This window comes from Pseudorhizobium marinum (assembly GCF_000705355.1).
GTDB classification, from domain to species: domain Bacteria; phylum Pseudomonadota; class Alphaproteobacteria; order Rhizobiales; family Rhizobiaceae; genus Neorhizobium; species Neorhizobium pelagicum.
Map to the genome: position 1 here is coordinate 1 of NZ_JMQK01000007.1, position 23220 is coordinate 23220.

Sequence of the window (23220 nt, forward strand, 5' to 3'; positions counted from 1 at the left end):
GTTTCACCCTCTTCCTCCCTCCCGACTGTTGCTGAAAACGCTGCCAGCCGTGCGCCGGTTTTTTATTTTAGAGTTTTCTAAAAAATGGCGGTCGATTCTCTTGCGAGGGCAGGGGAGCGCACCCATCTTCGGCTCCGGGTCGATTGCGGCTGATCGACTGATTCTCCCGGCGGCCATGCGCCGCTCTCGCTTTTTGTGGCCTTTTCAGGCCGTCGCGACTTTGTAAGATGATATCAGGTTTCGATGCGGTTTCTGCGCCTTCCCTTGGGCTGCGCGGCAAAGCGTCCGGCTGCCCCGGATGTTCCTGTGCAACTGTGCCGTTTGGGCGCAAGCGGCGGTCGCTAAATGTCTTGCGTGCGGGCGTGCGCTGCGGTAGTCACGGGCCAATTGCAATGCACGTTCGCTTTGCCCGTGCATTGTTGATCGAGCGCCGCCCGGCGCTACCGGCAAGCAGGGATCGACTACCATGAGTGAACTCCTCACTGCCTACATCCCGATTGCAATCTTCATTGGTATTGCTCTCGTGATCGGACTGGCTCTGCTGATTGCCCCGTTCGCCGTCGCCTACAAGGCGCCCGACTCGGAAAAGCTCTCGGCCTACGAATGCGGCTTCAACGCCTTCGACGACGCCCGCATGAAATTCGACATCCGGTTCTACCTGGTGTCGATCCTGTTCATCATTTTCGATCTGGAAGTGGCCTTCATGTTCCCCTGGGCGGTGTCCTTCGGCGAGATCGGCTGGTTCGGCTTCTGGTCGATGATGGTATTCCTCGCCGTCCTCACGGTCGGCTTCATTTATGAGTGGAAGAAAGGAGCGCTGGAATGGGAGTAGTCGATCACGGCAACACCCTCGTCGCGCCACAACCCAAGGGCATCATCGATCCTGCCACCGGCAAGCCGGTCGGCAGCGATGACCGTTTCTTCGGCGAGATCAACAACGAGCTCGCCGACAAGGGCTTCCTCGTGACCTCGACCGACGAGTTGATCACCTGGGCGCGCACCGGCTCGCTGATGTGGATGACCTTCGGTCTCGCCTGTTGCGCTGTCGAGATGATGCAGATGTCGATGCCGCGCTATGACGCGGAGCGCTTCGGCTTTGCGCCGCGCGCCTCACCACGCCAGTCCGACGTGATGATCGTCGCGGGCACGCTCACCAACAAGATGGCGCCGGCGCTGCGCAAGGTCTACGACCAGATGCCCGAGCCGCGCTACGTGATCTCGATGGGCTCCTGCGCCAACGGCGGTGGCTACTACCACTATTCCTACTCCGTGGTACGGGGCTGCGACCGCATCGTGCCGGTGGACATCTATGTACCGGGCTGTCCCCCCACGGCAGAGGCACTGCTTTACGGCGTGCTTCTGCTGCAGAAGAAGATCCGCCGTACCGGCACGATCGAGCGCTAAGGGCAAGGACACCGACATGAGCGAAGCCCTCAGAGACCTCTCGGCGCATATTGCCGAAATGCATCCGGAACTGGTGGAATCGGCCGACATCGCCTTTGGCGAACTGACGGTCATGACGACGCCGGAGAAGCTTATCCCGTTGCTGACCTTTCTGCGCGACGACGTGCAGTGCGGGTTCATCAACTTCATCGACATCTGTGGCGTCGACTGGCCGCAGCGCGAAAAGCGCTTCGACGTCGTCTACCATCTGCTGTCGCCGCGCCAGAACACGCGCATCCGCATCAAGGTGCTGGTGGCCGAGGACGAACCCGTCCCGTCGGCCTTCGGCGTCTATCCGGGCGCCGACTGGTTCGAACGCGAAGCCTGGGACATGTACGGCATCCTGTTCACCGGCCACCCGGACCTGCGCCGCATCCTCACCGACTACGGCTTCGAGGGCCATCCGCTGCGCAAGGATTTCCCGACGACGGGGTTCGTGGAAGTTCGCTACGACGATGCCGCCAAGCGTGTTGTGTATGAGCCGGTGGAGCTGCGCCAGGAGTTCCGCAGCTTCGATTTCCTTTCGCCCTGGGAGGGGACCGACTATGTCCTTCCCGGCGACGAGAAGGCAAAAGTTTAGAAAGCGGCGTCTCGGCGCCGTCGCTGCTTTTCATTCCGCCGTACGGCATGGCCGCTCGGCATGGAGCTGACAGAATGAACGAACACAACGTCCGCAACTTCAACATCAACTTCGGACCGCAGCATCCGGCGGCGCACGGCGTGTTGCGGCTTGTGCTGGAGCTCGACGGCGAGATCGTCGAGCGGGTCGATCCGCACATCGGCCTGCTGCACCGCGGCACCGAGAAGCTGATCGAGACGAAGACCTACCTGCAGGCGCTGCCCTATTTCGATCGCCTCGACTATGTCGCGCCGATGGTCCAGGAGCATGCCTACTGTCTGGCGGTGGAAAAACTGCTCGGCCTCGAGATCCCGATCCGCGGCCAGCTGATCCGCGTGCTCTATTCCGAGATCAGCCGCATCCTGTCGCATCTGCTCAACGTTACCACGCAGGCCATGGACGTCGGCGCGCTGACGCCGCCGCTCTGGGGCTTCGAGGAGCGCGAGAAGCTGATGGTCTTCTACGAGCGCGCCTCCGGTTCGCGCATGCATGCGGCCTACTTCCGCCCGGGCGGTGTCCACCAGGACCTGCCGCCGGAGCTGGTGGAAGACATCGGCGCCTGGTGCGATCCCTTCCTCGGCACGCTGGACGACATCGACGAGCTTTTGACCGGCAACCGCATCTTCAAGCAGCGCAACGTCGACATCGGCGTCGTGTCGCTGGAAGACTGCTGGGCCTGGGGCTTCTCGGGCGTCATGGTGCGCGGCTCCGGCGCTGCCTGGGACCTGCGCAAGTCGCAGCCCTACGAATGCTACGCCGACATGGACTTCGACATCCCGATCGGCAAGAACGGCGACTGTTTCGACCGCTACGTGATCCGCATGATCGAGATGCGCGAATCCGTGAAGATCATGAAGCAGTGCGTCAACCGCCTGATGGGCGACGCCAAGGTCGGCCCCGTGTCGTCGCTGGACGGCAAGGTCGTGCCGCCGAAGCGTGGCGAGATGAAGCGCTCGATGGAAGCGCTGATCCACCACTTCAAGCTCTACACGGAAGGCTACCACGTGCCGGCCGGCGAAGTGTATGCGGCCGTCGAGGCGCCCAAGGGCGAGTTCGGCGTCTATCTCGTCGCCGACGGTACCAACAAGCCCTACCGCCTGAAGATCCGCGCGCCGGGCTATGCCCATCTGCAGGCGATGGACTTCATGTGCCGCGGCCACCAGCTCGCCGACGTCTCGGCGATCCTCGGTTCGCTCGACATCGTGTTCGGCGAGGTGGATCGCTGATGACCCGCTTCGTGGCTTCAACAGGCGCTGCTTCGGGGCAGTGCGGTTCCAAGACTGATAAGGCGTAAGAAAGAATGTCCGTTCGTCGACTAGCCGAAGACAATGTCCAACCGTCAGCCTTCGCCTTCAACGAGGAGAATGCCGGCTGGGCCGAGGCCACCATCCGCAAGTATCCGGAGGGGCGTCAGCAGTCCGCCGTGATCCCGCTTCTGATGCGGGCCCAGGAGCAGGACGGCTGGGTGACGCGCGCGGCCATCGAATTCGTCGCGCAGAAGCTCGACATGGCCTTCATCCGCGTCCTGGAAGTGGCGACCTTCTACACCCAGTTCCAGCTTAAGCCGGTCGGCACCCGCGCCCACGTGCAGGTCTGCGGCACGACGCCCTGCATGCTGCGCGGCGCCGAGGACCTGATCAAGGTCTGCAAGAGCAAGATCCACGCCGACCCTCTCCACCTCAACGAGGACGGCACGCTGTCCTGGGAAGAGGTCGAATGTCAGGGCGCCTGCGTCAACGCGCCGATGGTGATGATCTTCAAGGATGCCTATGAGGACCTGACGCCGACGCAGCTCGAGCACATCATCGATCGCTTCCACGCCGGACGGGGCAATGAAATCACGCCCGGTCCGCAGGTGGACCGTCTGGTGTCTGCCCCCGTCGGCGGCCCGACGACGCTGACGGAAGAGATCAAGCCGGTGCGCACCAACCTGGAGTCGAAGCCGGAGGCCCAATCAGCCCCCATGGCGCCGACCGATGCCGGTCGCGCCAAGGACACGGCGGAAGAGGGTGACAAGTCGATCAAGACGCCGGTCACAGACAAGGCCGGCTCCCAGGAGCGCGTCGAGACGGCGGAGAAGCAGCCGCTGTCGGGAACGAAGGCGACGGCGAAGCCCGACCGCAAGCGCGCCGGCAGCGCCGCCGAAGGCGCGCCGCCGGAGCCGGGTGCCGTCTCGGGCGACGCCAAGCCGAAGCGCACACGCAAGAAGCCCTCGCCGGACGGTGAGACTTCGTAAGCAATGCTATTGTTGTGTGGCCATGCCGTTGGCCGCATGATGCATATCAATGGCCGACCTCGGATGTCGGCGGACCGGTGGAATAGATCATGCTAAAAGACCAGGATCGCATCTTTACCAATATCTACGGTCTCAAGGACAAGTCCCTGAAGGGCGCGATGAGCCGCGGCCACTGGGACGGTACCAAGCAGATCATCGAGAAGGGCCGCGACTGGATCATCGACGAGATGAAGGCGTCGGGCCTGCGCGGCCGCGGCGGCGCCGGCTTCCCGACCGGTCTCAAGTGGTCCTTCATGCCCAAGGAATCCGACGGCCGGCCGCATTACCTCGTCGTCAATGCCGACGAATCGGAGCCGGGTACCTGCAAGGACCGCGAGATCCTCCGCCATGATCCGCACACGCTGATCGAAGGCTGCGTCATCGCCGGTTTCGCCATGGGCGCCCATACCGCCTACATCTACGTTCGCGGCGAATACATGCGCGAGCGCGAGGCGCTGCAGGCGGCCATCGACGAGTGCTACGACGCCGGTCTCCTCGGCACGAACAACAAGAACGGCTGGGACTTCGACGTCTTCGTGCATCACGGCGCCGGCGCCTATATCTGCGGCGAAGAGACGGCGCTCCTGGAGAGCCTGGAAGGCAAGAAGGGTCAGCCGCGCCTGAAGCCGCCGTTCCCGGCCAACATGGGCCTCTACGGCTGCCCGACGACCGTCAACAACGTCGAGTCGATTGCTGTTGCGCCGACCATCCTGCGCCGCGGCGCCGGCTGGTTCTCGTCGATCGGTCGCCCGAACAACGTCGGCACCAAGCTGTTCATGATCTCCGGCCACGTCAACAAGCCCTGCACCGTGGAAGAGGCGATGAGCATCCCCTTCCGGGAGCTGATCGAGAAGCACGCCGGCGGCGTGCGCGGCGGCTGGGACAATCTGATGGCGGTCATTCCAGGCGGCGCCTCCTGCCCGATCATCCGGGGCGAGGACATGGAAGACGCGATCATGGACTTCGACGGCATGCGCGAGAAGAAGTCGTCCTTCGGCACCGCGGCGATCATCGTCATGGACAAGTCGACGGATGTCATCAAGGCGATCGCCCGCCTCTCGGCCTTCTTCAAGCACGAAAGCTGCGGCCAGTGCACGCCGTGCCGCGAAGGCACCGGCTGGATGTGGCGGGTGATGGAGCGCATGGTGACCGGCAACGCCCAGAAGCGTGAAATCGACATGCTGTTGCAGGTGTCGAAGCAGATCGAAGGCCATACCATCTGCGCGCTCGGCGATGCTGCGGCCTGGCCGGTCCAGGGCCTGATCCGCAATTTCCGTCCGGAGATCGAGGCGCGCATCGATCGCTATACCCACAACGCGATGGCGCATGGCGCCGTCATGGAAGCCGCGGAGTAATCTGGTGAAGCAACCGGTGACAGGACCCGAGGGGAAGGCGGCGGCAGACAAGCCTGCGGCCGATCCCGCGCGCGCGCCTTTCGCCGAAGCTCTGGCCATGAACCCATTGATGGCGCAGTCGGCCGCCGCCATGGCGACCGCAACGGCGGTCGGGTTGACGATCACCAGCCAGTTCGCCAGCGCCTTCTTCGGTGCGCTCCAGAGCGCCCTGGAAACCTCGAAGCGCCTGAACAGCGCACAGGAGACGAGTGGGGTCGCCGCGCCGCCGGAAAAGACGGCGCAGACGCCCGCCGAACCGGCTCCCGCTCCAAAGCCCAGAGCGCCGCGTCAGAAGACGGCCGGCGCTCCGGCGGCCAAGGTTGCGAAGGCCAGGACAGAACCCAAGGCGCAGCCGAAGCGCACCGCCAAGGCAAAGCCGGCCAGCAAGCCTGCAGCCGACGCCAAGACGGAAGACCTGAAGAAGATCAAGGGGATCGGTCCGAAGCTTGAACAGGTGCTGCAGGAAAACGGTGTGAGCCGCCTCGCTCAGATCGCTTCGTGGAGCGAGGACGATATTGCCAAATTCGACGAGGCTCTCGGGCTCGATGGGCGCATCGGCAGGGACGACTGGGTCGGCCAGGCCAGGAAGCTGGCAGAGTAAGGATTTTCCCCGGCTTCAGGCCGCGGGATGAACACAGGACGTAAGTGAGACGATGGCAAAGCTGAAGGTTGACGGCAAGGAAATCGAGGTTCCGGATCATTTCACGCTGTTGCAGGCGTGCGAGGAAGCCGGCGCCGAGGTTCCGCGTTTCTGTTTCCACGAGCGCCTGTCCGTGGCGGGCAACTGCCGCATGTGTCTGGTCGAGGTGAAAGGCGGTCCCCCGAAGCCCGCCGCCTCCTGCGCCATGGGCGTGCGCGACGTCCGTCCCGGCCCGAACGGCGAACTGCCGGAGGTCTATACCAACACGCCGATGGTCAAGAAGGCCCGTGAAGGGGTGATGGAGTTCCTGCTCATCAACCACCCGCTGGATTGCCCGATCTGCGACCAGGGCGGCGAATGCGACCTGCAGGACCAGGCCATGGCCTTCGGCATGGACGCCTCCCGCTACACGGAGAACAAGCGCGCCGTCGAAGACAAATACATCGGCCCGCTCGTCAAGACCGTGATGAACCGCTGCATTCACTGCACGCGCTGCGTCCGCTTCACGACGGAAGTCGGCGGCATTTCCGAGCTCGGCCTGATCGGCCGCGGCGAGGACGCCGAGATCACGACCTATCTCGAACACGCCATGACCTCCGAGCTGCAGGGCAATGTCATCGACCTCTGCCCCGTCGGCGCGCTGACCTCGCGGCCCTTCGCCTTCACGGCGCGGCCGTGGGAACTCGGCAAGACCGAGTCGATCGACGTCATGGATGCGCTGGGCTCCGCCATCCGCGTCGATACGCGCGGCCGCGAAGTCATGCGCATCATGCCGCGCATCAACGAGCAGGTGAACGAGGAGTGGATCTCCGACAAGACCCGCTTCATCTGGGACGGGCTGAAGACGCAGCGCCTCGACCGGCCCTACGTGCGCCGCGACGGCCGCCTGCAGGCCGCCAGCTGGGGCGAAGCCTTCGCTGCCATCAAGGCCGCCGTGTCGGCCACCTCGGCCGACAAGATCGGCGCGATTGCCGGCGACCTTGCCGCCGTCGAAGAAATGTACGCCCTGAAGGAGCTGATCCGCTCGCTCGGCTCCGACAACCTCGACTGCCGCCAGGATGGTGTTGCGCTCGACCCGTCGCTCGGCCGCGCCAGCTACCTGTTCAACCCGACCATCGAAGGCATCGACCGGGCCGACGCGCTTCTCCTGATCGGCGCCAACCCGCGGCTCGAGGCGGCAGTGCTGAACGCCCGCATTCGCAAGCGCTGGCGCCGCGGCAACTTCCCGATCGGCGTGATCGGCGAGGGTGGCGATCTGCGCTACGACTACGAGTACCTCGGATCAGGCCCCGACACCCTGGGCGAACTCGTCAATGGTACCGGCGACTTCCTCGACAAGCTGCGCAACGCCAAGAACCCGATGATCATCGTCGGGCAGGGCGCCCTGACACGTGCCGATGGCGCTGCCATCCTGAACGCCGCATCGAAGCTGGCAAACGCCGTCGGTGCGCTGACGGACGAATGGAACGGCTTTGGCGTCCTGCATACGGCAGCCTCGCGTGTCGGCGGTCTCGATCTCGGCTTCGTGCCCGGCGCCAAGGGCGTCAATGCAGCCGAGATGCTGACCGGCATGGATGTCCTCTTCCTGCTCGGTGCCGACGAGCTGGACTTCTCCCGCAAGGGTGCGAAGTTCACCGTCTACATCGGCAGCCACGGCGACGCCGGTGCGCATCATGCCGACGTCATCCTGCCGGCGGCAGCCTATACCGAAAAATCCGGTACCTGGGTCAACACCGAAGGGCGCGTCCAGATGGGCAACCGGGCAGGCTTTGCGCCGGGTGAGGCCCGTGAGGACTGGGCGATCATCCGCGCTCTGTCGGACGTGCTGGGCCAGAAGCTGCCGTTTGATTCTCTCTACGCATTGCGCGCCAAGCTCTATGAGGCCTACCCGCATTTTGCCGCTCTGGACGAGATTGCGGTGGGCAACGTCAGCGAAATCGCCGCACTTGGCGAAAAAGCCGGTGAGATGAGCAAGTCTGGATTTGCGTCGCCGATCAAAGACTTCTATTTGACGAACCCAATTGCCCGCGCGTCGGCCGTGATGGCCGAATGCTCGGCATTGGCCCGCGACAATTTCAAGGCTGCGGCGGAGTAACAGGAATTATGGACGATACATTCTTCTCGACCTACGGTTGGCCCGCGCTGGTGATGATTGCCCAGTCGCTGCTGGTCCTCGTCTGTCTCCTGGTCTTCATCGCCTACATCCTATACGCCGACCGCAAGGTCTGGGCGGCCGTGCAGCTGCGTCGCGGCCCCAACGTCGTCGGCCCCTGGGGTCTCTTCCAGTCCTTCGCGGATCTGCTGAAGTTCGTCTTCAAGGAGCCGATCATCCCCTCGGGTGCCAACAAGGGGGTCTTCCTGCTGGCGCCGCTCGTCTCGGTGACGCTGGCGCTCGCCACCTGGGCCGTGATCCCGTTCAACGAGAACTGGGTGATCGCCAACATCAACGTCGGCATCCTCTACATCTTCGCGATCTCTTCGCTGGAGGTCTACGGGATCATCATGGCCGGCTGGGCGTCGAACTCGAAGTATCCCTTCCTCGGCGCGCTGCGCTCGGCGGCGCAGATGGTCTCCTATGAAGTCTCGATCGGCTTCGTCCTCGTCACGGTTCTGCTCTGCGTCGGCTCGCTCAATCTTTCCGACATGGTCTTTGCCCAGCGGGACGGCCTCGGCACGATGATGGGTCTGCCGGCCTCGTTCCTTGACTGGCACTGGCTGCCGCTCTTCCCGATGTTCATCATCTTCTTCATCTCGGGACTTGCCGAAACCAACCGTCCGCCCTTCGATCTTCCGGAAGCGGAATCGGAGCTCGTCGCCGGCTACATGGTCGAATACTCCTCGGCGCCGTACATGATGCTTATGCTCAGCGAATATGCGGCTATCCTGCTGATCTGCTCGCTGACGACGATCCTCTTCCTTGGGGGCTGGCTGCCGCCGGTCGACATCTGGATCCTCAACTGGGTCCCGGGCATCGTCTGGTTCATCATGAAGGTGCTGCTGATCTTCTTCGGCTACTCGATGGTGAAGGCATTCGTCCCGCGCTACCGCTACGACCAGCTGATGCGGCTGGGCTGGAAGGTCTTCCTTCCGCTCTCGCTCGCCATGGTCATCATCACCGCATTCGTGCTCAAGCTGATGGGGTGGGCATAACATGCCCTCTCTCGCTTTGACCCGCACTGGAGAATAACGATGGCAAGTCTTACTCAGACCGTCAACTCGCTGTTCCTGAAGGAGTTCGTCTCGGCTTTCTTCCTGTCGATGCGCTACTTCTTCAAGCCGAAGGCGACGATCAACTATCCGTTCGAGAAGAACCCGGTATCGCCGCGGTTCCGGGGCGAGCACGTCCTGCGCCGCTACCCGAACGGCGAAGAGCGCTGCATCGCCTGCAAGCTATGCGAGGCGATCTGTCCCGCCCAGGCGATCACCATCGAGGCCGGCCCGCGGCGCAACGACGGCACCCGCCGCACGGTGCGCTACGACATCGACATGGTGAAGTGCATCTACTGCGGTTTCTGCCAGGAAGCCTGCCCGGTCGATGCGATCGTCGAGGGTCCGAACTTCGAGTTCTCGACGGAGACCCGCGAGGAGCTCTACTACGACAAGGCGCGTCTGCTCGACAACGGCGACCGCTGGGAGCGCGAGATCGCCCGCAACATGGCGCAGGACGCGCCATACCGGTGAGTATTCGTAGCCGCCCGCATCCGCGGGCGGAGTGACAATGTGAACGGACATTCCCGGTCGGCACATCTGGCCAGGGACGAACGGGGAGGGGCATGCGCCCGTTCCCGACAAGGACGAAAAGGCACCGTAATGGCTCTGCAGGCTGTTTTCTTCTATCTCTTCGCGTTCGTGGCTGTGGCCTCGGCCTTCATGGTCATCTCCGCAAAGAACCCCGTTCATTCGGTTCTGTTCCTGATCCTCGTCTTCTTCAACGCGGCGGGGCTGTTCCTGCTGACGGGTGCCGAGTTCCTGGCGATGATCCTGCTCGTCGTCTACATCGGCGCCGTCGCCGTCCTCTTCCTCTTTGTCGTGATGATGCTCGACATCGATTTTGCGGAGCTCCGGTCGGGCGTCCTTCAGTATGCTCCCATCGGCGTGCTGGTCGGGCTGATCGTGGCCGCGGAGTTGATCGTCGTCATCGGCGGCAGCGTGCTGACGCCGGTCGCCGCCAGCTCGATCACCATGCCGATCCCGAACCCGCTCGTGCGAACCAATACGGCGGTGCTCGGCGACGTGCTCTACACGCATTACGTCTACTTCTTCCAGATCGCGGGGATGGTGCTGCTGGTCGCCATGATCGGCGCCATCGTCCTGACCCTGCGTCACCGGCAGAACATCAAGCGCCAGGACATTTCTGCACAGGTTGCGCGCACGCCCGAAACCGCCGTCGAGGTGGTCAAGGTCAAGCCCGGTCAAGGTATCTAAGGTAGGCGAAGAAGGAATACGAACATGGAAATCGGTCTCTCCCACTACCTGACGGTCAGCGCCATCCTCTTTATCCTGGGCGTCTTCGGCATCTTTCTGAACCGCAAGAACGTCATCATCATCCTGATGTCGATCGAGCTGATCCTACTGTCGGTCAACCTCAACATGGTCGCCTTCTCTTCCTTCCTGAACGACATCGTCGGTCAGGTCTTCGCACTGTTCATTCTGACCGTCGCGGCCGCGGAAGCTGCGATCGGGCTTGCAATTCTCGTCGTCTTCTACCGCAACCGCGGGTCGATCGCGGTCGAAGACGTCAACATGATGAAGGGCTGATCGGGTCATGATCTACAAGGCTATCGTCTTTCTTCCCCTGATCGGCTTCCTGATCGCCGGCCTTTTCGGCCGCTCGATCGGCGCCAAGGCATCCGAATACATCACCAGCGGCTTGATGATCGTCGCGGCCATCCTGTCCTGGATCGTTTTCTTCAACGTCGCGCTGGCCCACGGTGAGGCCGGCGAGGTGATCAAGGTCGACGTCATGCGCTGGATCCAGTCCGGTGGCATCGACATCGAGTGGGCCTTCCGCATCGACACGCTGACGGCGGTCATGTTCGTCGTCGTCAACACGGTCTCGACGCTGGTTCACGTCTATTCGATCGGCTACATGCACCACGACCCGCATCGGCCGCGCTTCTTCGCCTATCTGTCGCTCTTTACCTTCGCCATGCTGATGCTGGTGACCTCCGACAACCTGGTGCAGATGTTCTTCGGCTGGGAAGGCGTCGGTCTCGCCTCCTACCTGCTGATCGGATTCTGGTACAAGAAGCCCTCGGCTTCCGCCGCTGCAATGAAGGCTTTCATCGTCAATCGCGTCGGCGACTTCGGCTTCCTGCTCGGCATCGCCGGCATCTTCATGCTGTTCGGATCGCTGAACTTCGAAACCATCTTTGCCGCTGCCGGCAGCTATCTTCCCGCCGAGGGTGCGGCCGAAGGTGGCGACGTGATCGCCAGCATCTTCGGCATGGACGTGACCCGCTACGGCGCGCTCACGATCGTCTGCCTTCTCCTCTTCATGGGCGCCATGGGCAAGTCGGCGCAGTTCCTGCTGCACACCTGGCTGCCGGACGCCATGGAAGGCCCGACCCCGGTCTCGGCCCTCATCCATGCGGCGACCATGGTCACCGCCGGCGTCTTCCTCGTCGCCCGCATGTCTCCGATCTTCGAACTGTCGCCGGACGCTCTGCTGGTGGTCACCGTGATCGGCGCGATCACGGCCTTCTTCGCCGCGACCGTCGGTCTCGTGCAGAACGACATCAAGCGGGTCATCGCCTATTCCACCTGCTCGCAGCTCGGCTACATGTTCGTGGCGCTCGGTGTCGGCGCCTATGGCGCGGCGATCTTCCACCTCTTCACGCACGCCTTCTTCAAGGCGCTCCTGTTCCTGGGCGCCGGCTCGGTGATCCACGCCGTCGATGGCGAACAGGACATGCGTTACATGGGTGGCCTGCGCAAGCACATCCCCGTCACCTTCTGGATGATGACGATCGGCACGCTCGCGCTGACCGGCGTCGGCATTCCCGGCACGATGTTCGGCTTCGCCGGCTTCTTCTCCAAGGACGTGATCATCGAATCCGCCTATGCCTCGCATTCGCTGGCCTCGGGCTTCGCATTCACGCTTCTCGTCATCGCGGCCCTGTTCACGAGCTTCTACTCGTGGCGCCTGGCTTTCCTCACCTTCTTCGGCAAGCCCCGGGCCTCGGCCGACGTGATGCACCACGTCCACGAATCGCCGCAGGTCATGCTGGTGCCGCTTTACGTGCTGGCCATCGGTGCAGTCGTTGCCGGCGTCCTGTTCGAAGGCTATTTCTTCGGTCACGAATACGGCGAGTTCTGGAAGGGTGCGCTCTTCACGCTGCCGGAGAACGAGATCCTCGAAGAATTCCACCACGTGCCGCTGTGGGTGAAGTGGAGCCCGTTCGTCGCGATGGCGCTTGGCTTCGTCACCGCCTGGTACATGTACATCAAGTCGCCTTCCACGCCGAAGCGGCTGGCCGAGCAGCAGAGCCTTCTCTACAACTTCCTGCTCAACAAGTGGTACTTCGACGAGATCTACGACTTCCTGTTCGTGCGCTCGGCCAAGAGCCTCGGCCGCTTCCTGTGGAAGAAGGGTGACATCGGCGTCATCGACACCTACGGTCCGAACGGCGTCGCTGCCCGCGTCGTCGAGGTGACCCGCGGCGTCGTGCGCCTGCAGTCCGGCTATCTTTATCACTACGCGTTTGCGATGCTCATCGGCGTCGCCGCCCTCGTCACCTGGATGATGCTCGGGAGCTCAATCTAATGACCGACTGGCCAATTCTCTCGACGGTCACCTTCCTGCCGCTCGTCGGCGTGCTGCTTCTTCTCCTCACCCGTGAAGACAGCGCCTACGGCCGACGCAACATCCTCAACGTCTCGCTTCTGACGACGGTCTTCACGTTCATCGTGTCGCTGTTCATCTGGATCGGCTTCGACAATTCGAACCCGGGCTTCCAGATGGTGGAGAAGCATGCCTGGCTCGGCACGGGGATCTCCTATCATCTCGGCGTCGACGGCATCTCCATGCTGTTCGTCATCCTGACGACCTTCCTGATGCCGTTCTGCATCCTGGCCAGCTGGCACTCGGTTCAGACGCGCCTCAAGGAATACATGATCGCCTTCCTGCTTCTGGAAGTGGTCATGGTCGGCGTCTTCGTCGCGCTCGACATCGTTCTCTTCTACGTGTTCTTCGAGGCGACGCTGATCCCGATGTTCGTCATCATCGGCGTCTGGGGTGGCAAGGACCGCGTCTACGCGAGCTACAAGTTCTTCCTTTATACGCTCGCCGGCTCGGTTCTGATGATGCTCGCCATCATGGCCATGTACTGGCAGGCCGGGACCACCGACATCCCCGAGCTGCTCCGCTTCAATTTCCCGGCGGGCATGCAGACCTGGCTGTGGCTTGCCTGCTTTGCCGCCTTCGCCGTCAAGATGCCGATGTGGCCTGTTCATACCTGGCTTCCCGACGCGCACGTCCAGGCCCCGACCGCAGGCTCTGTCATTCTGGCCGGCGTCATGCTGAAGCTTGGCGGCTACGGGTTCATCCGGATTTCGCTGGCCATGTTCCCGCTGGCGTCCGACTACTTCGCGCCCTTCGTCTTCACGCTCTCGGTTCTCGCCATCATCTACACCTCGCTGGTGGCGATGATGCAGGACGACATCAAGAAGCTGATCGCCTATTCCTCGGTTGCCCACATGGGCTATGTGACCATGGGTATCTTCGCGGCCAACATGCAGGGCGTGCAGGGCGCGATCTTCCAGATGCTGTCGCACGGCATCGTCTCCGGCGCGCTCTTCCTCTGCGTCGGCGTCATCTATGACCGGCTCCACACCCGCGAGATTTCCGCCTATGGCGGCCTCGTCAACAACATGCCGAAGTATGCGGTGGCCTTCATGGTCTTCACCATGGCCAATGTCGGCCTTCCCGGGACCTCCGGATTCGTCGGAGAATTCCTGACGATCGTGGGTGTCTTCCAGGTCAACACCTGGGTTGCGCTCTTCGCCGCAACCGGTGTCATCCTGTCGGCATCCTACGCTCTCTGGCTCTATCGCCGGGTGATCTGGGGTGCGCTGGAGAAGGAAAGCCTCAAGGGCCTGCTCGACCTCACCGGCCGTGAAAAGCTCATCCTCTATCCGCTGGTCGCCCTGACCATTTTCTACGGCGTCTATCCGGCCCCGATCTTCGATGCGACGGCTGCCTCGGTGGATCTGCTCGTCAACAACTACGCCGCGGCCCTGCAGGCAGCGCAAGATCTTGCACTCACGGTGCATTGAGACAGGACACGACAGGACATGACCTCTGAACTATTCCTCGCAAGCCTGCAGCTCGCCATGCCGGAGATCATCCTGGCCGTGGGAGCGCTCGCGCTACTGATGATCGGGGTCTTTTCCGGTGAACGATCGGCCCCGACCGTGACCGGTCTGGCCGTTGCCCTGATCATCGCGTCCGGCCTCTGGCTGGTCCTCGTGCCGGGCGAGGGCGTAGCCTTCGGCGGCGCCTTCGTCCTGGATCCCTTCACGCGGTTCATGAAGGCTGTGGCCCTGATCGGCTCGGTGACGGCCATGATCATGACCGTCGGCCACGCCCGTTCCGAGCAGCTCGACCGTTTCGAGTTCCCGGTTCTGCTGGTGATCGCCACGCTTGGCATGATGCTCCTGATTTCCGCAAACGACCTGCTGGCGCTCTACCTCGGTCTCGAACTGATGTCGCTGTCGCTCTACGTCGTCGCGGCGATCAACCGCGACAGCCTTCGCTCCACGGAGTCCGGCCTCAAGTATTTCGTGCTCGGCTCGCTGTCGTCGGGCATGCTGCTCTACGGCATGTCGCTGATCTACGGTTTCACCGGCAATACCGGCTTCGACGGCATCGCTCTGGTTCTGGCCTCCGAGACGCGCTCGCTCGGCGTGGTCTTCGGCCTCGTCTTCGTGCTGGCCGGTCTCTGCTTCAAGATTTCCGCCGTGCCGTTCCACATGTGGACGCCGGACGTCTACGAAGGCGCGCCGACCCCTGTGACCGCCTTCTTCGCCGCCGGTCCGAAGGTTGCCGCCATGGCGATCCTCGTGCGCATCGTGTCCGACGCCTTCCTGCCGCTCGTCGCCGACTGGCAGCAGATCCTCGTCTTCGTGTCGATCGCCTCCATGCTGCTCGGTTCGTTCGCCGCAATCGGTCAGCGCAACATCAAGCGGCTGATGGCCTATTCCTCCATCGGCCACATGGGCTTTGCCCTGGTGGGTCTCGCCGCCGGGACGGAGACCGGTGTTTCTGGCGTCATTCTCTACATGCTCATCTACATGGTCATGACGCTCGGCACCTTCGCCTGCATCATGGCGATGCGCCGCAAGGAAGGCGACAACGTCGAGAACGTCGATGACCTGGCAGGCCTTGCCTCGACGAAGCCTTTCATGGCGGTGGTGCTTACGGCACTGATGTTCTCCATGGCCGGCATTCCGCCGCTCGCGGGCTTCTTTGCCAAGTACTTCGTCTTCATCGCCGCCATCGAGGCCGAGCTCTACGCCCTTGCGGTCATCGGCGTGCTGTCCTCCGTCGTCGGCGCCTACTACTACCTGCGCATCGTCAAGCTGATGTGGTTCGATGAGGCCACGGGCGAGTTTGCCCGCGTCCCCGGAGAACTGCGTCTGGTGTTCGGTCTTTCGGGTCTGTTCGTCACCGCCTATGTGATCTTTGGTGGACCGGTCGGCTCCGCGGCGAATGCTGCTGCCGCGTCCTTCTTCTGAGCATGTCTGAAAACGGGGAACGCTTTTGCCTGGAAGCGTTCCGCCACGAAGCCCTGCAGGACGTAGGCTCCACCAACACGGAATGCCTCGAGCGGGCCAGGGCGGGTGATCCGGGCAACCTCTGGATCACCGCAACGCGCCAGACGAGCGGTCGTGGCAGACGCGGCCGAGTCTGGACGTCCGAGCCCGGCAACCTATATGCCTCTCTGTTGCTGATAAATCCCGCTCCCATGGATCGGATTGCCTCCCTTCCTCTGGCCGTCGCTGTCGGCCTGCAGGCCGCCGTTTCCGCGGTGATGCCGCGCGACGCCGAGCCGGTCGAGGTGAAATGGCCGAACGATATTCTCATCGGACGGAAGAAGACCTGCGGGATTCTGATCGAGGGCGAGGGGCTGCCGGACGGCAGACATGCTCTGGTGATCGGCATCGGGATAAACATCCGCCACAAGCCCGACACGGCACCCTATGCCGTGACGCGCCTGGAGGAACACGGATGCTTTATCACGGCAGATGAATTGTTTGCTCATCTTTTCAGAGAGATGGCGGTTGTAATTAAGATTTGGGACGAAGGTCGAGGGATCTCGGATATCACCCGCCGCTGGCTCGATGTGGCCTGCGGCGTCGGCGAAAAGATAACCGTGAACCTTCCCGACAGATCTCTCACAGGACGTTTCGATGGCATAGCGGCAGATGGCCTGCTGATGCTGAATTTGGGCGGCGGGCAGATTGTGCCCATTGCCGCCGGTGATGTATTCTTTGAAAGAACGGAATAAGGAATTATGGCCAAGCAAGAAGAACTGGTGTTCCTCCCCCTCGGTGGGGTGGGCGAAATCGGCATGAACCTCGCCCTCTATGGCTACGGAGTACCAGGCAAGCGCCAGTGGATCATGGTCGACTGCGGTGTGACGTTCCCCGGTCCGGACCTGCCGGGTGTCGATCTGGTGTTGCCAGACATCCGCTTCCTCGCCAACGAGCGCAAGAACCTGAAGGGCATCATCATTACCCATGCCCATGAGGACCATTACGGCGCCCTGAACGACCTCTGGCCCGGACTGAACGTGCCCGTCTACGCCTCGGGCTTCACCGCCGGGATGCTGGAAGCCAAGCGCGCCTACGAGGGGAACCGGCCGGAAATTCCGATCACGCCCTTCAAGGCCGGCGACCGCATCAACGTCGGTCCGTTCGAGGTGGAGGCAATCGGCGTCAACCACTCTATCCCCGAGCCGATGTCGCTGGTGATCCGGACGCCGCTCGGCAATATCGTGCACACCGGCGACTGGAAGATCGACGATGCGCCGTCGCTTGGACCGTTCACCGACGAGGCGCGGTTCCGCGCCGTCGGGGACGAGGGCGTGCTGGCGCTGATGTGCGATTCCACCAACGCCGAGCGCGATGGGGTCTCGCCTTCGGAAGAGGAAGTTTCGGAAGGGCTGCGCAAGATCATCGAGAGTGCCGAGGGCAGGGTGGCCATCACCACCTTCTCCTCCAACGTAGGACGCATCCGTTCGATCGCGCAGGCCGCCCATGCCGCTGGCCGGCAGACCCTGCTTTTGGGGAGCTCCATGAAGCGGGTGGTCGGCGTCGCCCGCGATGTCGGTCTGATGGAAGGCATCGCCCCCTTCCTCGCCGAGGATGAGTTCGGCTATATCCCGCGCGACAAGGTGGTCGTCATCCTGACCGGCAGCCAGGGAGAGCCGCGGGCAGCGCTGGCGAAGATCTCGCGTGACGAGATGCGCAACGTCGCCTTTGCAACCGGCGACACGGTCGTCTTCTCGTCGCGGACCATTCCCGGCAACGAGAAGCCGATCATCGAGATCAAGAACGCCCTGATCGAGCAGGGCATTCACATCGTCACCGACCGCGAGGCGCTCGTGCATGTGTCGGGCCATCCCCGTCGCAACGAACTCCTGCGGATGTACGAGTGGACGCGCCCGCAGATCCTCGTGCCGGTCCATGGCGAAGCCGCCCATCTGACGGCGCAGGCCGAACTCGGCGCACAGGCCGGCATCGCGTCCATTCCGAAGGTCCGCAACGGCAACATCCTGCGCCTCGCGCCGGGTCCTGCCGAAGTCATCGGTGATGCCCCCCATGGCCGCGTCTTCAAGGACGGCAAGCTGATCGGCGACCTCAAGGAGATGGGGATCGACGATCGCCGCAAGCTCTCCTATGTCGGCCATGTTTCCGTTGGCGTGCTGCTCGACAGCCGCTTCGACTTCCTGGGCGATCCCGACATCTCGGCCATCGGCCTGCCGGAGCTCGATCACGAGGGCGAGGAGATGGAGGACACGCTCTATGACGCCGTGCTGAACGCCGTCGAGAGCATTCCCCGCGCACGCCGCAAGGATCTGGGGATGCTGCGGGAGGCGGTTCGCCGGGCTGTGCGCTCGGCAGCCAATGAGGCCTGGGGCAAGAAGCCGATCGTCACCGTCTTCCTCAACAAGGTCTAGCGGAGGGCCGCGCATGCTGGGACGCGTCAACCATATCGCCATCGCCGTGCCGGATCTGGCACAGGCGACGGCAACCTATCGCGACCTTCTGAATGCGCGGGTCTCCCAGCCGCAGGCTCTGCCGGAGCACGGCGTGACGGTGGTTTTCGTCGAGCTGGAAAACACCAAGGTGGAGCTCCTGGAGCCGCTGGGGGAGGGGTCTCCGCTTGCGGCTTTCCTGGAGAAGAACCCCTCCGGCGGCATGCACCACATCTGCTACGAGGTGGCCGACATCCTTGCAGCACGCGATCAGCTGCAGCTGGCCGGAATGAGGATCCTGGGTGACGGCACCCCGAAAACCGGCGCCCATGGGAAACCGGTGCTCTTCCTGCACCCCAAGGACATGGCCGGCACGCTGGTGGAGCTGGAGGAGGTGTGACAGTCCGCCTCTATGGCCGGGTTTGTACGCAGCGACGGATGTCGCTATAAGCGCTGCAAGCCCAGCAGGAAGTTCAGAATGTCGTTCCTACCCATCTTCGCGGTTTATTTCATCATCTGGTGGATCACGCTCTTTGCCGTGCTGCCGCTTGGCATGCGGTCCCAGGACGACGAGGGTGACGTGACGCTGGGAACGGTCGGCAGCGCGCCGGCGCGCATGCGCATGGGCCGGGTCCTGATCCTCACCACGCTCGTATCGGCTGTCATTTACGGGGTCTGGTTTGCCGTCTCCAGCTATTTTGGCATCAGCCTTGCAAGCCTGCCGCGGATCGTTCCCGAGTTTCGCTGATTGCCAGGGAGCGGGGCGCCGCTAAGCCAAAAAAAAACAAGGCCGTGAGGCCTTGTTCCAGTTTCGCGTGATCCTTAACCGTTGCCGGGGCTGCGACGAGCGCGCCTAAGATCTGATCCTCCCAAGACTTGACCGCGATCAGCAAGGATTTGATCTCCTTGCCTCTTTTATGGGCTAAACCTAGCCTAAAGATTAAGCCCTGTCACTTGGTTTTTTGTATTTTTGTTACACTCCCGCGATAATTTTGCGGTTGACAAAAATGTCGCAGGCCTGTCACAAATTTCGCCTTGTTCGTCTGATCTGGGTGCCGCCCCGGCGGCCGCGGGACGATGTGCGCCTTCCCGAGGCGGGTTTCCATCCTTCTCCGAAACGGCTATGACGCTGCTGCCAATGCCAGCTTGAAAACGGCCGATTCCCGCCAGAGAATTCTCGAAAATCCGGAAAAATCCATGCGTCTGTCCCGCTACTTCCTGCCCATCCTGAAGGAGAACCCGAAGGAAGCCGAAATCGTCTCCCATCGCCTGATGCTGCGGGCCGGGATGATCCGCCAGCAGAGCCAGGGGATCTACTCGTGGCTGCCGCTCGGCAAGCGGGTGCTCGACAAGGTCAATGCGATCGTGCGCGAGGAGCAGAACCGCGCCGGCGCCATCGAGCTGCTGATGCCGACGCTGCAGTCCGCCGAACTCTGGCAGGAGAGCGGACGCTACGAGGCCTACGGCAAGGAGATGCTGCGCATCGCCGACCGCCAGGACCGGCCGATGCTGTACGGGCCTACCAACGAGGAGATGGTCACCGACATCTTCCGCTCCTACGTGAAGTCCTACAAGAACCTTCCGCTCAATCTCTACCACATCCAGCTGAAGTTCCGCGACGAGATCCGCCCCCGCTTCGGCACCATGCGCTCGCGCGAGTTCCTGATGAAGGATGCCTATTCCTTCGACCTGACAAAGGAAGGCGCCATCCATTCCTACAACAAGATGTTCGTGGCCTATCTGCGCACCTTCGCGCGGCTGGGCGTGCGGGCGATCCCGATGCGCGCCGACACCGGCCCGATCGGTGGCAACCACAGCCACGAATTCATCATCCTCGCCGACACGGGCGAGTCGGAAGTGTTCTCGCACAAGAGCTTTACCGAATTCGACATTCCCTCCGTCGACACGGATTTCGACGACGTCGCCGGCCTGCAGGCGATCTTCGACAAATGGACCTCGGTCTATGCCGCCACATCGGAGATGCACGACGAGGCAGCCTTCGATGCGATTCCGCAAGGCGACCGCCTCTCCGCACGCGGTATCGAAGTCGGCCACATCTTCTACTTCGGCACGAAATACTCCGAGCCCATGGGTGCCAAGGTGCAGGGGCCGGACGGCAAGGAACACCTTGTCCACATGGGATCCTACGGCATCGGCCCGACACGCCTTGTTCCCGCCATCATCGAAGCCTCGCATGACGAGAACGGAATCATCTGGCCGGCTTCGGTTGCGCCCTTCGATGTCGTGCTGATCAACATGAAGCCGGGTGACGCCGCCTGCGACAGCGTGTGTGGCCAGCTTTACGAGGGACTGGGCAAGGCCGGCACGGACGTGCTGTACGACGACACGGACGACCGCGCAGGCACGAAGTTCGCCACGGCAGATCTCATCGGCGTGCCGGTGCAGGTCATCGTCGGACCGCGCTCCGCCGCCAGCGGCGAGGTCGAGGTCAAGGATCGCAAGACCGGCGCACGCGAGGTCATGACGCTCGAGGCCGCCATGAACAAGCTCACCGGCTGAGCCGGCAGCTTCGGGCGGTCGGTTAGAACAGGTTGAGGAAAGACAATGGCAAGCGCAGCGGATCGTCAGACGGAAAAGATGGACCTTGGTCCCTCTGCCGCACCATTTTCCGCCTTCGAGCGGATGGTGGCATGGCGCTACCTGAGGTCCCGGCGCAAGGAAGCCTTCATTTCCGTCATCGCCGGATTTTCGTTCATCGGCATCATGCTGGGCGTCGCGACCCTGATCATCGTCATGGCTGTCATGAACGGCTTCCGCACCGAACTGATCTCGCGGATCCTCGGCATCAACGGTCACATGATCGTCCAGCCGATCGACGGCCCGCTGACCGACTACGCTGACCTGGCCGTCAAGTTCGAGGCCGTGCCCGGCGTCAAGATGGCGCTTCCGCTGGTGGAAGGGCAGACGCTGGCGTCCGGCCGCGCCGGCGCCGGATCCGGCGCTTTGGTGCGCGGCATCCGCGCCGAGGACCTGGAGAAGCTGCCGCAGGTCGCCGGCAACATCCGCCAGGGAGATATCGTCGGCTTTGCCTCGGGGCAGGGGGTGCTGGTGGGCTCCCGGCTCGCTGCATCGCTCGGCATCACCGCCGGCGACGACATCACGCTGATTTCGCCTGAAGGCGATGTCACGCCGATGGGCGTCAACCCGCGCGTGAAGGCCTACCCGGTCTCCGGGGTCTTCGAGATCGGCATGTCGGAATACGACGCCACGATCATCTACATGCCGCTCGAGGAGGCGCAGCTCTATTTCAACGCCGACGGCCTCGTGCAGTCGATCGAGCTTTTTGTCGACGATCCGGACAATGTGGACGGTCTGCGCCCCCTCGTCGAGGCGGCGGCAGGACGCCAAGTCCACGTCACCGACTGGCGGCAGCGCAACCAGACCTTCTTCTCGGCACTGCAGGTGGAGCGCAACGTCATGTTCATGATCCTGACGCTGATCGTGCTCGTCGCGGCGCTCAACATCATCTCCGGCCTGATCATGCTGGTGAAGGACAAGGGCAGCGATATCGCGATCCTGAGGACGATGGGGGCCGGCTCCGGCGCCATCATGCGGATCTTCTTCATGACGGGCGCTGCGATCGGCACTGTGGGCACCTTTGCCGGCGTGGTCCTTGGTGTCGTCGTCTGCCTCAACATCGAATCGATCCGCCAGTTCTTCTCCTGGCTTTCGGGCACGGTCCTCTTCGATCCCGAGCTTTATTTCCTGAGCCAGCTTCCGGCCGAGATGAGCTTCGGCGAGACGTTCACGGTCGTGGTGATGGCGCTGGTGCTGTCGTTCCTGGCGACGATCTTCCCCGCATGGCGCGCCTCGAAGCTCGACCCGGTCCAGGCCCTCCGCTACGAATAGGATTATCCATCTTCATGGTAAGCAAAACGGTTCTGCAGCTCACGGCCATCGAACGGCACTACGGCGAGGGCGAGATGATGCTCTCGATCCTGAAGGACGCCAACTTCGAGCTGAGAAGCGGCGAGACGGTCGCTCTCGTTGCCCCCTCCGGCACCGGCAAGTCGACCCTGCTGCATCTGGCCGGTCTGCTGGAGCATCCCGATGGCGGCGAGGTCGTGGTGAACGGGCGGTCCTGCAACGGCTTGTCCGATGACGAGAGAACGGCGATCCGCCGCAGCGACATCGGCTTCGTCTACCAGTTTCACCATCTCCTGCCGGAGTTCACGGCGCTCGAAAACATCATGATGCCACAGCTCATCGCCGGCCTGGGACAGGCAGAGGCGAAGGAGCGCGCGGCTCAGCTTCTCGACTACATGCGCATCGGCCACCGCGCCGATCATCGCCCCACGGAGCTTTCCGGGGGTGAGCAGCAGCGGGTGGCAATTGCCCGCGCCGTCGCCAATGCGCCGCGCGTCCTTCTCGCCGACGAGCCGACCGGCAACCTGGACCCAAAGACCGCTTCCTATGTCTTCGATGCGCTCGAAGCGCTCGTGCGGCAGTCGGGTCTGGCGGCGATGATCGCCACCCACAATCATGATCTGGCGGCCCGCATGGACCGGCGCGTCACGATCGAAGGCGGCAAGGTCGTCGACTTCTAGCAGTCGCAGTTCCTTAACCTGATGTTCACCGTGACTGCCGGCGACGGCGGTCCTGTTCTGTTTTCTCCACGTCAGGGT

At 62.9% G+C, this 23220-nt stretch carries 22 protein-coding genes and 1 pseudogene; all 23 read left to right on the top strand.

The annotated features are described in order from the left end of the window. Nucleotides 1-226 (top strand): hypothetical protein (locus EO99_RS28080; protein WP_210165077.1); only part of this gene is annotated, 226 nt, incomplete at its 5' end. A 240-nt stretch (nucleotides 227-466) separates the two neighbouring features. Continuing rightward, complete coding sequence (locus EO99_RS0110485) at nucleotides 467-832, top strand: NADH-quinone oxidoreductase subunit A (protein ID WP_029618592.1); 366 nt, start codon at nucleotides 467-469, stop codon at nucleotides 830-832. Further along, nucleotides 823-1404 carry a NuoB/complex I 20 kDa subunit family protein gene (locus tag EO99_RS0110490; protein ID WP_029618593.1) on the top strand — a complete coding sequence of 194 codons (582 nt, stop codon included), beginning with the start codon at nucleotides 823-825 and terminating at the stop codon, nucleotides 1402-1404. The genes EO99_RS0110485 and EO99_RS0110490 overlap by 10 nt, the downstream gene beginning before the upstream one ends. Nucleotides 1405-1420: 16 nt before the next feature. After that, nucleotides 1421-2023, top strand: a complete 603-nt coding sequence (locus EO99_RS0110495) for an NADH-quinone oxidoreductase subunit C (RefSeq protein WP_029618594.1) — start codon at nucleotides 1421-1423, stop codon at nucleotides 2021-2023. A 74-nt stretch (nucleotides 2024-2097) separates the two neighbouring features. After that, nucleotides 2098-3288: an NADH-quinone oxidoreductase subunit D gene (locus tag EO99_RS0110500; protein WP_029618595.1), complete on the top strand. Its 1191-nt coding sequence runs from the start codon at nucleotides 2098-2100 to the stop codon at nucleotides 3286-3288. Between the two features lie 74 nt (nucleotides 3289-3362). Then, nucleotides 3363-4283, top strand: a pseudogene (gene nuoE / locus EO99_RS0110505) (NADH-quinone oxidoreductase subunit NuoE); the annotation flags it as partial. Between the two features lie 104 nt (nucleotides 4284-4387). Beyond that, nucleotides 4388-5692, top strand: a complete 1305-nt coding sequence (nuoF, locus tag EO99_RS0110510; protein ID WP_029618597.1) for an NADH-quinone oxidoreductase subunit NuoF — start codon at nucleotides 4388-4390, stop codon at nucleotides 5690-5692. Between the two features lie 4 nt (nucleotides 5693-5696). Then, nucleotides 5697-6332, top strand: coding sequence for a hypothetical protein (locus tag EO99_RS0110515; RefSeq protein WP_051679802.1), 636 nt, complete (start codon nucleotides 5697-5699; stop codon nucleotides 6330-6332). A 52-nt stretch (nucleotides 6333-6384) separates the two neighbouring features. Then, entirely contained in the window at nucleotides 6385-8466 is a 2082-nt protein-coding gene (gene nuoG / locus EO99_RS0110520; protein WP_029618599.1) for an NADH-quinone oxidoreductase subunit NuoG, read from the top strand. Between the two features lie 8 nt (nucleotides 8467-8474). Next, the gene (gene nuoH, locus EO99_RS0110525; RefSeq protein ID WP_029618600.1) at nucleotides 8475-9521 is read left to right on the top strand and encodes an NADH-quinone oxidoreductase subunit NuoH; all 1047 of its coding nucleotides are present in this window, start codon (nucleotides 8475-8477) and stop codon (nucleotides 9519-9521) included. Nucleotides 9522-9560: 39 nt separating this feature from the next. Beyond that, complete coding sequence (gene nuoI, locus EO99_RS0110530; protein ID WP_029618601.1) at nucleotides 9561-10052, top strand: NADH-quinone oxidoreductase subunit NuoI; 492 nt, start codon at nucleotides 9561-9563, stop codon at nucleotides 10050-10052. 129 nt (nucleotides 10053-10181) lie between these two features. Further along, nucleotides 10182-10796: an NADH-quinone oxidoreductase subunit J gene (locus EO99_RS0110535; protein WP_029618602.1), complete on the top strand. Its 615-nt coding sequence runs from the start codon at nucleotides 10182-10184 to the stop codon at nucleotides 10794-10796. A 24-nt stretch (nucleotides 10797-10820) separates the two neighbouring features. Beyond that, on the top strand, nucleotides 10821-11129 hold the full coding sequence (gene nuoK, locus EO99_RS0110540) for an NADH-quinone oxidoreductase subunit NuoK (protein WP_029618603.1): 309 nt from the start codon (nucleotides 10821-10823) through the stop codon (nucleotides 11127-11129). Between the two features lie 7 nt (nucleotides 11130-11136). Beyond that, entirely contained in the window at nucleotides 11137-13137 is a 2001-nt protein-coding gene (gene nuoL, locus EO99_RS0110545; RefSeq protein ID WP_029618604.1) for an NADH-quinone oxidoreductase subunit L, read from the top strand. Further along, complete coding sequence (locus EO99_RS0110550; protein WP_029618605.1) at nucleotides 13137-14648, top strand: NADH-quinone oxidoreductase subunit M; 1512 nt, start codon at nucleotides 13137-13139, stop codon at nucleotides 14646-14648. Before nuoL ends, EO99_RS0110550 begins: the two co-directional genes overlap by 1 nt. 18 nt (nucleotides 14649-14666) lie before the next feature. Next, on the top strand, nucleotides 14667-16109 hold the full coding sequence (nuoN, locus tag EO99_RS0110555) for an NADH-quinone oxidoreductase subunit NuoN (RefSeq protein WP_029618606.1): 1443 nt from the start codon (nucleotides 14667-14669) through the stop codon (nucleotides 16107-16109). Nucleotides 16110-16111: 2 nt separating this feature from the next. Beyond that, entirely contained in the window at nucleotides 16112-16882 is a 771-nt protein-coding gene (locus EO99_RS0110560) for a biotin--[acetyl-CoA-carboxylase] ligase (RefSeq protein ID WP_051679803.1), read from the top strand. Nucleotides 16883-16888: 6 nt separating this feature from the next. Continuing rightward, nucleotides 16889-18556 carry a ribonuclease J gene (locus EO99_RS0110565; protein ID WP_029618608.1) on the top strand — a complete coding sequence of 556 codons (1668 nt, stop codon included), beginning with the start codon at nucleotides 16889-16891 and terminating at the stop codon, nucleotides 18554-18556. A 13-nt stretch (nucleotides 18557-18569) separates the two neighbouring features. Continuing rightward, entirely contained in the window at nucleotides 18570-18974 is a 405-nt protein-coding gene (gene mce, locus EO99_RS0110570) for a methylmalonyl-CoA epimerase (protein ID WP_029618609.1), read from the top strand. Between the two features lie 78 nt (nucleotides 18975-19052). Then, nucleotides 19053-19322: a DUF1467 family protein gene (locus EO99_RS0110575; protein ID WP_029618610.1), complete on the top strand. Its 270-nt coding sequence runs from the start codon at nucleotides 19053-19055 to the stop codon at nucleotides 19320-19322. A 449-nt stretch (nucleotides 19323-19771) separates the two neighbouring features. Next, entirely contained in the window at nucleotides 19772-21094 is a 1323-nt protein-coding gene (gene proS / locus EO99_RS0110580; protein ID WP_029618611.1) for a proline--tRNA ligase, read from the top strand. A 45-nt stretch (nucleotides 21095-21139) separates the two neighbouring features. Further along, nucleotides 21140-22444, top strand: coding sequence for a lipoprotein-releasing ABC transporter permease subunit (locus tag EO99_RS0110585; RefSeq protein ID WP_029618612.1), 1305 nt, complete (start codon nucleotides 21140-21142; stop codon nucleotides 22442-22444). A gap of 14 nt (nucleotides 22445-22458) precedes the next feature. Further along, a complete protein-coding gene (locus tag EO99_RS0110590) occupies nucleotides 22459-23142 on the top strand; it encodes an ABC transporter ATP-binding protein (RefSeq protein WP_029618613.1) in 684 nt (227 codons plus the stop codon). The last annotated feature ends 78 nt before the right edge of the window (nucleotides 23143-23220 follow it).